A 12,250-nucleotide genomic window follows, 5' to 3' on the forward strand; every position below is an offset into this window, starting at 1 on the left:
AAACACCCTTTGACAGAATTCAATCCTGAGTTTAAAATAAAGCGGCGGAATTTGGACGAGGAAAGATAGGAGCGATTGATATTATGGCAAAGTACTTTGGAACGGATGGAGTCAGAGGCATTGCAAATCTCGGTTTGACACCCGAATTGGCATTTAAGTTGGGTCGGGCCGGCGGTTACGCATTAACGAAGACGACTGAGCATCCGAAGGTTCTGGTTGGTCGGGATACGCGCATTTCCGGTTATATGCTCGAAAGTGCGCTTATTTCCGGTTTGCTCTCCATTGGCGTCGAAGTTATGCGGCTGGGAGTTGTCTCAACGCCAGGTGTCGCTTACTTAACGAAAGCCATGGATGCCAGCGCCGGTATCATGATCTCTGCATCACATAATCCGGTCGAAGACAATGGCATTAAATTTTTTGGCAGCGATGGTTTCAAGTTAAGCGACGAAGTGGAAGCGACCATTGAAACCCTGCTGGCAAAAGACAAAGATGATCTGCCTCGGCCAATTGGCGGCGATCTGGGCGTCTCCAGTGACTACTTTGAAGGTGGTCAGAAATACCTTCAATTTCTGAAGCAAACGATTCAAGAGGAAGACTTTTCAACCTTCAAGATTGCCTTGGATTGCGCGCACGGATCAACGAGTGCACTCGCACCGCATCTTTTTGCTGATTTAGAAGCAGACATTGTAACGATTGGGACATCACCGAATGGGAAGAACATTAATGCCGGTGTCGGATCAACGCATCCGGAAGCCTTGTCGGCGCTGGTCGTTGAAAAAGCAGCCGATGTTGGTTTAGCCTTTGACGGCGATGGTGACCGTTTGATTGCTGTCGATGAACTTGGCAACATCATTGACGGCGATAAGATTATGTACATCTGCGCAACGTATTTAAAATCAAAAGGACGCTTGACGAAAGATACATTAGTAACAACTGTGATGAGTAATCTTGGTTTATACAAGGCACTTCAAACACAGCAAATTGAAACGAAGCAGACGAAAGTCGGCGACCGGTATGTTATGGAAGAAATGCGTGATGGTGGTTATGTACTCGGCGGAGAGCAATCCGGACACATTATCTTCCTTGAGCATTCAACCACCGGCGACGGCATGCTGACGGCGCTTCAGCTCGTGAACATCATGAAAGTAACCGGCAAAAAGCTGTCCGAACTTGCTGCGAGTGTGAAAACCTACCCACAGAAGTTGGTCAACATCAAAGTTGCCGACAAGTTCCACGTCACTGAAAATCCTGAAGTAGCTGCGGTAATTAAGGATGTAGAAACGGATATGGCTGGTGACGGGCGCGTACTCGTACGGCCATCAGGAACAGAATCCTTGATCCGCGTTATGGCTGAAGCTCCAACTGAGGAAGCCTGCGATGCCTACGTGGAACGGATCGCGCAAAAAGTTGTTGAAGCGATCGGCGGAGAGATTCAATAACACGGATCAGCAGCAGTCAGGGTCAAGGTTGACTGAATCAACCGTATATCAGAGTGAACGTAAGGAACCAAGGCCAGCCCAGTTTTCTGAATAAAAGGTGTGAACACCATGATTTTCGCTGTGTGCGCCAATATTATTTTAAAGCGGTTACGGGACGGCCCTGTGCTGCATAGATATACCATGTAAGTTCAAAGAACTCCATGCTCAAAAAGGATTGACGCGCCTTTTTGTTTCAAGTAATATGTGGTTGTAACTCAAGAAGGAAAGTGAGGATTGGGACAACTGAATAGAAAGCGCCTGGACTATTCCAAAGGACGGAGAAAGACCGGAATAGTTGACGAGGAGGAGGTTAATCGAATCATTCGGCGGATGCCTCTCGGTATGCTTGCAACCGTGAGCACAGACCCAAAACAGGAAGGCAACTTTCTGGACAGAAGCTGTGCTGCAAGCGCATAGGCAAGAAAAATAAAAAACAAGTGGGGCAAGACTGCCCTATTCATGATGGTTATTGCATCTTAATATGCATCTTGCCTCACAAGGAGGACATTTCCTATGTGTGGTATTGTAGGTTACATTGGTAACGAAGATGCACGTGACATTTTGCTTAAGGGACTCAGCAATCTCGAATACCGCGGCTATGATTCAGCCGGCATTGCCCTGCTTAATGATGACGGTGTTCATGTATTTAAGGAAAAAGGACGGATCGCCGTTCTGCGCAATTCGGTAGATCCGGCGGTACATGCGACACTCGGCATAGGCCATACACGTTGGGCAACACACGGCCAGCCGAACAAACGCAATGCGCACCCGCACCAGAGTGCGTCCGGCCGTTTCACACTTGTTCACAACGGCGTGATCGAAAACTACGCACAGTTGAAGGCAGATTATCTGACAGGTGTCACGTTGAAAAGCGAGACAGACACGGAAGTCGTCGTTCAATTGATCGAAAAGTTTGCCGATCAAGGACTTGGCACCGAAGAAGCACTGCGGAAAACACTGAAGCTGCTCGACGGCTCTTATGCATTTGCGTTGGTTGATGCAAAGGATGACGCAACGCTGTATGTTGCAAAGAATAAAAGTCCGCTCTTAATCGGTCTTGGCGAAGGATTCAATGTTGTTGCCAGCGATGCAACGGCAATGATCCAAAAAACGAAGCGTTATGTCGAACTGATGGATGAAGAAATCGTTATTCTGAAGCGCGACAGCTATACGATTAAGGATCTTGACGGAACGGTCACAACGCGCAAGCCGTATACGGTTTCCTTTGATGCAAATGATACGGAAAAAGGCGCTTACCCGCATTATATGCTGAAGGAAATCGATGAACAGCCAGCCGTGATGCGCCGCCTGCTGCAGGAATACAGCAGCACGGACGGTAAAATCACGCTCGATCCGACGATCACGAGCGCGATCAACGATGCTGATCGAATCTACATCATTGCCTGCGGCACGAGCTACCATGCCGGACTCGCCGGTAAGCATTTACTTGAGACCGTTGCCGGTATACCAACGGAAGTGCATATTTCCAGTGAATTTTCCTATAATATGCCGCTTCTGTCGAAAAAGCCGCTATTCATCTTCATTTCCCAGAGCGGGGAGACGGCCGACAGCCGCGCTGTGCTGGTCAAAGTCAAGAAGCTCGGCTATCCGACACTGACCATGACCAACGTCGAAGGCTCTACACTGTATCGTGAAGCAGATCACAAAATGCTGCTCTTTGCCGGTCCGGAAATTGCGGTTGCTTCAACCAAAGCCTATACAGCGATGATTGCTGTTTTCGCCTTCATGTCGGTAGCTGCTGCACAAAAGAAAGGGACTAAGCTCGGCTTCGATCTCGTTCATGAACTGAGCCTTGCTGCTCAAGGCATGGAACAAATGATCGATGAGAAAGCGCAGCTCAAAGAAGTGGCACGCGAGTACCTCTCGATTACGCGCAACGCTTTCTACATCGGACGCGCGCTCGACTACTATGTCTGCATGGAAGCTGCGCTGAAGCTGAAAGAAGTCTCCTACATTCAAGCAGAAGGTTTTGCCGGCGGTGAGCTCAAGCACGGAACGATTGCGCTGATCGAAGAAGGTACACCGGTATTCGCTTATGCGACCCAGCAAAAAGTCAACAACAGCATTCGCAGCAATGTTGAAGAGGTTGCCGCACGCGGCGCCCACACGTGCATCATCAGCATGGACGGAGTCACGAATCAAAAAGGCGACCGAATCGTACTCCCGAACGTGCATCCAGTCCTAGCACCACTTGTTTGCGCCGTTCCCCTGCAGCTAATTGCGTACTACGCAGCCCTGCAGAACGAATGCGATGTCGATAAACCACGTAACCTAGCAAAATCAGTTACGGTGGAATAAAAATAGAAACAGGCAAGTACATACTCGTGTACTTGCCTGTTTTTTTGTTTTTGATAAATAGGATTGCGTTCTTAAAGAAGCAGTGGTCGCGGAGCTACGTTTCCCATACTCCGGTTTGGTAGAGCACTTCCATGGTAAGGAAGGGGTCATCTACTATGGTGGTGGGTATTGTTCACGGTAGGATCGGACAGAACTCCCCTCTTCTCACCATTACGATTTATCCATCAACTGCGTACAACCGTCTGCTTTTTTAATTATCAGTTGTACCGTCCAAAAAAAGTTCTTTACTGTACCTGATGAATAAGTTGGTAAATGAATTGAATAGTGTTGTAATATTGAACATGGCATTTTAGTCCATGTTTTTTTGTGAAGAGATGCTCACAAGAGATGTAAGTGAAAATTGATTTTCTAAAAAATTTTCGAATCAAGGTTCAGATCAATTTTTGAATGCTTCGAATAATTCCTGTTTGTCTGTCGACAGAAAAACTTTCTTCTGAATTTAAATAGTATTTACCTGTTGTGATGGCTATGTTTACAAGAATTTCAATTTCTAATGGATCGGTTACTTTTGCGTGCTTTTTCAATTGACTGACTAATAATTTAGAGAACTCCTCCTCGAAATCAAATTCTTCAGTATGAATGGTAAATAGTGCTTTTAAAAGTCGAACATTTTCTTTTTTCTTAAGAAAAGAATCGATTAAGCTGTTTAATCTTATATTTGTGCCTATCAACCGTTGATCCAACAGCAATTTATATCTTTTTAAAACCTGGACTGCTAATTTCTGAGCCAAGTCATATTTATCTAAATAATGGGCATAAAACGTTTTACGGTTTATTTGCGCCTTATTTGCAATTTCACTAACAGTTACCCTTGAAAAGCCTTCGGTAAGTGTCAATTCAACAAAAGTATCTTCAATCCATTTAATCGTTCGTTCACTACGTAAATCCATAACTTTTCCTCCATTACCTATGTTTACGAAACAATTTAATCAAAAGTGTGGCATAGATCTCAAATACGCAACTTCTGACCATTTTATTTTAAACGTTGCCGGTTAGAATAAAAAATGTCAAGCAAGGAGGTCTTAAGATCAGTCATCTACGCGACACGACCAAAAGGAGGATACTGTTAAATGAAAAACAAATTAATTTGGGTTATTCCCATTGTAGCATCTCTAATCTTAATGGTTTTATCTACGGCTTTTTATCCGGCCTATAATCCTAAAGCTAAAAATATACCTTTAGCTGTTGTTAATAATGATCATGGAGTAGAAGCTCAGGGTAGTGAAATCAATATTGGGAAACAATTAGTTGATACGATGACTTCAAGCAAAAATGGTAATAATACAATAGAATGGCATAAGATAAAGAATGAAAAAGAGTTAACTAAAGGTCTGAAAAATAAAGAATATGTCGGTGCCATTATTATTGACAAAAACTTTTCTCAAAACGCCATGAGCTACAGTCAAAGCATTATCATAAAGCAGAAGCAAGCTGAAATGAAAGAAAAGATAGACTCAGGTCAGTTAAGTAAAGAACAAATTGAAAAAATGAAAGAGCAAGTATCACAAAGCTCTGAAAATCAACTAAGTAAACCACAGAATGCGGAAATAAAGATTGTAGCAAACGAGGGCGCAAACCCACAATTAGCACAAGCTGCTACGCAGATACTAAGTGGAATGACGACTAAAATCAATGAACAAATCAGTAATCAAAACATTCAAATTTTATCAGATCATAATATTGATGTACCCGGGTCGGATATAAGGAGCTTAAAAGACCCAATCAAAGTTGATAGTCAATCCATTAATAAGATTAAAGAACATCAGGCGAGCGGTAATGCGCAAGGCGTTATGTTTACGCCCATTTGGTTAGCTTCAATGATTATATCTGTTTTGACTTTCTTCGTTTTTAGAAATAATGATAAATTATTGAGTACAAAACAGAAAAGTAAAAACGCAATCTTATTACCAATCGGAATGATTGTTTCAAGTTTTATTGGTGGATTTGTCTATGTCTACTATACAGATTGGGTTATGAGCTTCGACTTTAATCAGCCGGCTATAACTGCAGTATATATATCATTTGCTATAGTAGGATTTTCATCATTACTTGTTGGAATCATGTCTTGGATTGGGTTGGCAACAATTCCAATTTTTATCCTATTCCTATTCTTTACAATACAATCTGTAATGTTACCAAAACAAATGATTCCTGAATTTTATCAAAACTATATTGTTCCATGGAATCCATTTGGACACTATATGTCAACGTTAAGGGATATTCTGTACACAGGAGCTGACTTAACAAGTAATGGAACAATCTGGATGTTCCTCATCTTTACGATTCTAGGATTAGGATCATTGATTATAGCAACTTATGCTAAGAAGAAGAGCATCGACATTAAGTAAATACGAAACGTGTAATAATGGTATAAACCTGAAAAGTAAATAATTATTATTTGAAACAGCCGCATTTTTCAATGGAAAAATGCGGTTTCTTCTGTCTTTTGTAGTTAATAAAACGTATTATCGTTTACAGCTATATCTGAACGATAAATCACAGTTATTTCAACATCGCCAGCACTTCGTCAGTTGTTCGGACGTTACCGATTCGCGGGAAAATATGGGTGATGCAGTGATCATGTTCTTCTTTAGTTGATGCAGTCATCGCATCTTCGACAAAGATTTGCTGATAGGCGCGCGCATATGCTTCCCGCGCGGTCGTATCAACACCAATACCGGTTGAAATACCGCATAATACAAGGGTATCAATGCCGCGGCGACGCAGCTGCAAATCTAAGTCGGTTCCAAAAAAAGCGCCCCATTGCCGTTTGGTTATTCGGTAGGTCTTTTGAAAAGCATCCAGCTCAGGTACATAATGATCCCATCCATCAGGAAATCCCGATGCGGATCGATTTGCATCGGTTTGCGGAACAAACCAATCCTTTCCATCAAAGGAAGAGACGCGTACAAGTGCAACAAAGGCCCCATTTTTCGTAAATGTGTTCACCAGTTTCGTTGCCTTTTCCACAACTTGTGCACCTGTGTATGGGGCATGCTGACTGTTGACAATCCCATTCTGCAGGTCAATAACGACTAAGGCTGTCTTATCTTTATTCATTTTCATCGCTCCTTAACCTATGTGTTGTGCTCGACTGGGCTGCGCGGCGATTTGCCGATAGACGCGACAATAAACCCACAAGCCATTCACGAGCAGCAGTGCGGCAGTGACAAAAAAGACCGCACGAATACTTAACCATGCAGCAATCTGGCCGCCAAAAACCGATCCACCGAAAACACCTAAATACATCGCGGACATACTAAAACCGAATACGCGTCCGGTCAGCGCGGTGGGGGTAATTTTGCGAATCATAATATTCACGGAAGGCATTAGCCCGCCGGCCGTAAGCCCGAACAGAAATCGAAGCACGATTAATTGCCATGGCGCGGTGACAAAAGCTTGCGGGATAAAAAGCAAGCCTGCCGTAAACAGCGTAATGACCATGACCTTATGCGCGCCAATCCGATCGGACAGCTTCCCTAAGCGCGGCGCGGCGAGGATATTCGCGAGCCCTGACGCTGAAAAAGCAAGCCCGGACAGCAGGGCAAGATGGCTGCTGTTTGTCAGATGTCCCATGAATACCGTCACAATCGGCTCAACGGAATATAAGGCGATGGTCAAGATAAATGCGGTCACAAACAGGGTAACGGTCAAACTTTTTTCCGGGATTTGATGCCAAATCTCCTTGGCATGACGTACTTTTTTATCGGTACGCTGAAACGATTCCTTGACGAAGAAAAGCGTCGTAAAAAAGGAGACCATCATCAGTGCGCCGGTCATAAAAAATACATTTTGCAATCCGAAATGTTCACTAAGAAATCCGCCGATGAGCGGACCGAGCAGCGAACCGGCTATGTTGGCGGTCGAAAGTGTACCTAGCGCCCAGCCGGCATGTTCTTGATCCGTTTGCGTAGCAATCAGCGTCGTACAGGCTGTGCTGTAACCGGTGATCACGCCTTGTAAAAGGCGCAGCCCAATCAGTACAGTGACATTGGGGGCAAACCCCATGCAGCCGATCACGATTGCCATACCCAGACTAGCTCGAAGCAGCATAGGCTTTCGGCCAAACTTATCGGCCACCGATCCCCAAATGGGTGAGAAAATGGCTGACAAAATAAAGGTACTGCCAAATGCAATGCCGGACAGTTGAGCGACTGCCGCTTCCTGACCCACACCAAGATGTCTGATGTACAGCGGTAGCACCGGTGCAATTTGGCTCATGCCAATGCCTGTCGCAAACATGCCAAACCAGCAAACTACTAAATTTTTTTTCCAAATCGGCATGATCTGAGCCTCCGCGATTCAACGATAGGATGAATAATCACACCCATTAGTTTAAACACAGATCAGTGGCTGATCCATAGTTGATCCTGTTATCCATGGACATTTTTGCTGTAATAGTCGATTGGACTTATCCCTTCGGATCGTTTAAATAGCCGACTAAAATAAAATTCATCAGCAAAACCAAGCAGATGCGCAACGTCCTTGACCTTGTGATCGCCGTCAAGAAGCAGCTCCTTCGCCTTGTCGATTTTCATCTGGTTAAAATAAGAAATAACGGAGGAACCGGTGCTTTCTTTAAAGATCCTTGTTAGGTAGGTTGGTGACAATCGCATAAGCTCGGATAGTTCATTCAAGGTAATATGCTTCGATAAATTTTTTTGCATATAGTCGACAATTCGCTCCACCTTTAGCGAACTTGCGAAATTCTGATTCTGTTTCCTGACATTGTCTGCAATGGCGAGGAACAGTTGCTGTAGCAAGGTCCGTGCGGCAAAAGGGTATCCGGGTCTTTTCTGGTCCCAGCAGTCGGTCAAGCGTCGAAACGACGCTTCTACCTCGTAGGCATCCATTAATTGTTTCCCCAGTTTCTTCATCAGCTGTTTTGTGCATTCATGGATTATCCACTGATTTTGACTCCATTCCACCTCCGCGCAGCTAAAATGAACCGATAAAAAACCGCCGGGTCCCGATTCGGGTTCAAATGTATGATGGAGCCCGGGGCTGATGTAGCAAAGCATGCCTTTTTTTATTGAATAATGTCGCTTATCAACGGCGATCGTTCCGGAACCGCCAGTAAAAAGAATGAGTTCGTGGTGGGACAGTGTACGGTTTATTTTGCGCGGTGGACGCTCCTTATCATCGAATGATCGATGGTTGCAATAATGAATATGGAAAAAAAGTTGGTCGGACAACATGACCTCACCGGCTTTCCAAAGTATTGGATGGCTTCCTTAATTGGCACTTTCGGCATTTTATCTCTGTGATGCTGACGAACAGCCGTTATCCTTCTTCAGCATCCAGCTTTGCCTTGATCCACTGGTGAACTTTTTCATCCTCTTCTTTCGCAAGCAGGTCTTCGAAGGATTGAATCATATGCGCACGCATGTCCGGTTCAAGGCGATCCCACATTTGCTGAAGTGCCCAGGTGACCGTGCGCCGGATCACCGGACGCGGGTCATCGTGAAGCAAGCGAAGCAGTTCCGGTGCCGCGGCAACTTCCTTATAGTTGCCGAGTGCAACAATCGCATTGCGCTGAATCGGCTTTTTTCCTCGCCACGAACCGGAAAGTTCACCGAACGTTTCTTTAAATGCACGATTGGAAAGCGATAACAGCGGTGCGAGAAGGGGACGGGAAAGTTCCGGGTCCGGCTCCATCTCCTCATGAAAATGGCTGTCCACATCACGGTTGTACGGGCATACCTGCTGACAGGTGTCGCAGCCATAGAGTCTGTTGCCGATCGCTTTTTTGTATTCTTCCGGAAGCTCCTGTTTGGTCTGGGTAAGATATGCGATGCATTTCTGGCTGTTGAGCTGCCCGCCTTGAACCAGTGCTCCGGTTGGGCAGTGATCAATGCAGATTGTACAATCGCCGCACAGGTCGGTCGCCGGTTTGTCCGGAGGAAACGGGATATTGGTCAGCATCTCGCCAAGATAAACATAGGATCCGAATTCTTTCGTAATCAGGTTGGTGCTTTTTCCCGCCCAGCCGATGCCGGCACGTTCAGCCACTGCCCTATCTGACAGTTCCCCGGTGTCGACCATGCTTTTGAACTTAGCTCCCGGAACCGTTTCAACGAGAAATTCGCCAAGCTTTTGCATGCGGTTACGCAGAATCGTATGGTAGTCCTGTCCCCAAGAAACCCGGGCAAAAGCACCGCGGCGATGACCTTTCGTGTTTGCCGGGCGCTCGGCCATTTTCTTCGGATAGGCCATGGCGATTGAGACAATCGACTGCACGCCGTCCATGAGCAGCGACGGTTCAGTTCTTTTTTCGATATCCTTCTCCTCGAATCCGGACTGGTAACCGAGTTCCCGCTGCCGGTAGAGACGTGCCTTTAATTCCGTGAACGGATCGGCCGTTGTGAAGCCAATCTTGTCCACACCGATTTCTTTACTATATCTGATCAGCTGTTCTTTCAGCTCTTGAAAATCCGTCATTTCTATTTATATCCCTTCATTGCTTGTCACTTTAAAAAACAGCATACATGCGTTCAAAGCAGCTGATCTCATGATAACGTGATTGGCGGACGTCGGCAAATCAACGCTGAAAGCCTGCTTGAAAGTTGCGCATAAAAAAAGTTTTGCCCCCAAACATCGTGTTCGAGAACAAAACCAGTATTAGGGTGTTGCTTCTAACTTTTTCATCCAAACAACAGATAATGCACTGACAATTCCAGAGAACAAGACATAGAGTGTGAGCAACAACGGAGAGCCGCCGCCTGCCTCAAGCAGTGCAGTGGCGATGATCGGCGTAATTCCACTGGCAAAGATCCCGGAAAACTGGTAGACGAAAGACACACCGGTATAACGAACTTTCGGATCAAACAGCTCTGAAAAAAGAGCGGCCTCCGGACCGTAAACAATTGGATACAGAATCCCAAATGCAACGACAAGTGTCAGGATGATGACAATCATATTCCCCCCGGACTGTCCGAAAAGCCAAAAGGCAGGAATAGCAGAAAGGCCGACAAGCAAGCTGCCCCACAAATAGATACGGATTCTGCCGACACGATCTGAGAAGTGACCAAATAAAGGGATAAAGAAACACATGACCAACGCAGCGACGGACACACTGAGAGTCGCTGAAGATCCGGACAGTTTGACGTGATGCGTCAGATAGTCGATGGAGAACACACCCATCACATTGAAGAAAACGCCATCAATGTAACGTGCGCCCATTCCGGCAATGATCTTTTTACTATTCCCGTCTTTCCACATTTCTTTGAATGGGAGTGTGGTCTCCATATTGTTTTCTTTCACTTCTTGGAATTCCGGGGTCTCTTTAACCGAGATGCGCATCCATAGTCCGGTAACGACCAGGATTACACTGAGACCAAATGCGATTCGCCAGCCCCAGGCAAGAAATTGTGCTTGAGAAAGCAGACTGTTTAATATACCGACGACGCCGGAGGCAAGCAGCAAGCCCAAAGCCAAACCGATTTGCGGAAGGCTGGCATATAAACCGCGTTTGCGTGCCGGAGCGTATTCGTAAGTCATGAGGACGGCTCCGCCCCATTCGCCGCCCAGGCCGATTCCTTGCACCACACGAAGCAAGAGCAAAATAATCGGTGCCCAAATACCGATTTGTGCATAAGTCGGCAATAGCGCAATGAGGCATGTGCTGATCCCCATAATCATCACAGTCAGTACCAGCATTTTTTTGCGACCGAGTTTATCGCCAAAATGGCCGAAGATGATGCCACCGATCGGTCGTGCGAAAAAACCAACGGCAAAAGTTACGTAGGCAAGTAGTGTAGATAAAAACAGGTTGTCGCTGGGAAAGTAAAGATGATTAAGCACCATACTTGCCACGACACCATACAAGAAAAAGTCGTACCACTCAATCGTCGCGCCGATGATGCTGGACGCAACGACAGGTAATAATTTTGGCTGATTCAATGAAAAAACCTCCTGATTTTCTTTTTTCCTGTGTCACCTCTTGTCATGGATTCCTAAAAAGGAAAGGATAGCATGTGAAGAAAACTCACGTCAATTCATTTGCCCCAGGCTGAGGAGGGCATGAACTGAGATATAAACAGCTGGGCATGTCGATTCTAGCCAATATTAGAACAACATGGTTTGAACACCGCGACGGTCGGAACGGAGCAGAGCAATTCTTAAACACGTATTATCATTTTTATCAAAATAAAGAAGTGGACGCAAAAGAGTTTATGCGATTTACGAAAGCTTATTTCGCTATGAAAAACGATGCCATGTTCCATGGATGGTTAGCAGCCCAATAAGAAAAGCGCAAGGAACGTGCAATCTGTTCATCCGGAACGAGCGGATTGAAAAAGAGGATAGAGAGAAAATGATCAACAAAAAATACGGAGAAAAGAGTAAAATAGAATCATTCAATGATTAAAACGGCGAGGGGGTAGCGGTTATGA

General features: G+C 45.4%; 9 protein-coding genes. 3 read left to right on the top strand and 6 right to left on the bottom strand.

Annotation, left to right across the window (positions count from 1 at the left end):
- Nucleotides 1-83 precede the first annotated feature (83 nt).
- Both glmM and glmS read left to right on the top strand, forming a co-directional pair.
- A complete protein-coding gene (gene glmM, locus K7399_RS14525; RefSeq protein WP_128165956.1) occupies nucleotides 84-1,439 on the top strand; it encodes a phosphoglucosamine mutase in 1,356 nt (451 codons plus the stop codon).
- A 552-nt stretch (nucleotides 1,440-1,991) separates the two neighbouring features.
- Nucleotides 1,992-3,797, top strand: coding sequence for a glutamine--fructose-6-phosphate transaminase (isomerizing) (gene glmS / locus K7399_RS14530; protein WP_028976893.1), 1,806 nt, complete (start codon nucleotides 1,992-1,994; stop codon nucleotides 3,795-3,797).
- Between the two features lie 431 nt (nucleotides 3,798-4,228).
- Here the strand turns inward: glmS and K7399_RS14535 are convergent, their stop codons facing one another.
- Complete coding sequence (locus K7399_RS14535) at nucleotides 4,229-4,747, bottom strand: TetR/AcrR family transcriptional regulator (RefSeq protein WP_051575171.1); 519 nt, start codon at nucleotides 4,745-4,747, stop codon at nucleotides 4,229-4,231.
- Between the two features lie 180 nt (nucleotides 4,748-4,927).
- On the opposite strand from K7399_RS14535, the gene K7399_RS14540 reads away from it, so the two are divergent.
- Nucleotides 4,928-6,205 carry a YhgE/Pip domain-containing protein gene (locus K7399_RS14540; protein WP_028976894.1) on the top strand — a complete coding sequence of 426 codons (1,278 nt, stop codon included), beginning with the start codon at nucleotides 4,928-4,930 and terminating at the stop codon, nucleotides 6,203-6,205.
- Nucleotides 6,206-6,359: 154 nt separating this feature from the next.
- Here the strand turns inward: K7399_RS14540 and K7399_RS14545 are convergent, their stop codons facing one another.
- The 5 genes from K7399_RS14545 to K7399_RS14565 all read right to left on the bottom strand — a co-directional run bounded on the left by K7399_RS14545 (nucleotide 6,360) and on the right by K7399_RS14565 (nucleotide 11,759).
- Nucleotides 6,360-6,917, bottom strand: a complete 558-nt coding sequence (locus tag K7399_RS14545; protein ID WP_128165957.1) for a hydrolase — start codon at nucleotides 6,915-6,917, stop codon at nucleotides 6,360-6,362.
- 12 nt (nucleotides 6,918-6,929) lie between these two features.
- Entirely contained in the window at nucleotides 6,930-8,141 is a 1,212-nt protein-coding gene (locus tag K7399_RS14550) for a multidrug efflux MFS transporter (protein WP_128165958.1), read from the bottom strand.
- Nucleotides 8,142-8,230: 89 nt separating this feature from the next.
- Nucleotides 8,231-9,055 (bottom strand): AraC family transcriptional regulator, encoded by an 825-nt coding sequence (locus K7399_RS14555; protein WP_028983196.1) that lies wholly within the window; start codon nucleotides 9,053-9,055, stop codon nucleotides 8,231-8,233.
- Between the two features lie 85 nt (nucleotides 9,056-9,140).
- The gene (gene queG / locus K7399_RS14560) at nucleotides 9,141-10,298 is read right to left on the bottom strand and encodes a tRNA epoxyqueuosine(34) reductase QueG (protein WP_028983197.1); all 1,158 of its coding nucleotides are present in this window, start codon (nucleotides 10,296-10,298) and stop codon (nucleotides 9,141-9,143) included.
- 180 nt (nucleotides 10,299-10,478) lie between these two features.
- Entirely contained in the window at nucleotides 10,479-11,759 is a 1,281-nt protein-coding gene (locus tag K7399_RS14565) for an MFS transporter (RefSeq protein WP_028976899.1), read from the bottom strand.
- Nucleotides 11,760-12,250: the final 491 nt, after the last annotated feature.

The organism is Sporolactobacillus terrae, assembly GCF_019930545.1.
Lineage (GTDB): Bacteria > Bacillota > Bacilli > Bacillales > Sporolactobacillaceae > Sporolactobacillus > Sporolactobacillus terrae.

What these genes read in the sequence shown, in the direction of transcription:
- glmM (WP_128165956.1), top strand. Translation starts at nt 84, where the DNA reads ATGGCAAAGTACTTTGGAACGGATGGAGTCAGAGGCATTGCAAATCTC.
- glmS (WP_028976893.1), top strand. Translation starts at nt 1,992, where the DNA reads ATGTGTGGTATTGTAGGTTACATTGGTAACGAAGATGCACGTGACATT.
- K7399_RS14535 (WP_051575171.1), bottom strand. Translation starts at nt 4,747, where the DNA reads ATGGATTTACGTAGTGAACGAACGATTAAATGGATTGAAGATACTTTT.
- K7399_RS14540 (WP_028976894.1), top strand. Translation starts at nt 4,928, where the DNA reads ATGAAAAACAAATTAATTTGGGTTATTCCCATTGTAGCATCTCTAATC.
- K7399_RS14545 (WP_128165957.1), bottom strand. Translation starts at nt 6,917, where the DNA reads ATGAATAAAGATAAGACAGCCTTAGTCGTTATTGACCTGCAGAATGGG.
- K7399_RS14550 (WP_128165958.1), bottom strand. Translation starts at nt 8,141, where the DNA reads ATGCCGATTTGGAAAAAAAATTTAGTAGTTTGCTGGTTTGGCATGTTT.
- K7399_RS14555 (WP_028983196.1), bottom strand. Translation starts at nt 9,055, where the DNA reads ATGTTGTCCGACCAACTTTTTTTCCATATTCATTATTGCAACCATCGA.
- queG (WP_028983197.1), bottom strand. Translation starts at nt 10,298, where the DNA reads ATGACGGATTTTCAAGAGCTGAAAGAACAGCTGATCAGATATAGTAAA.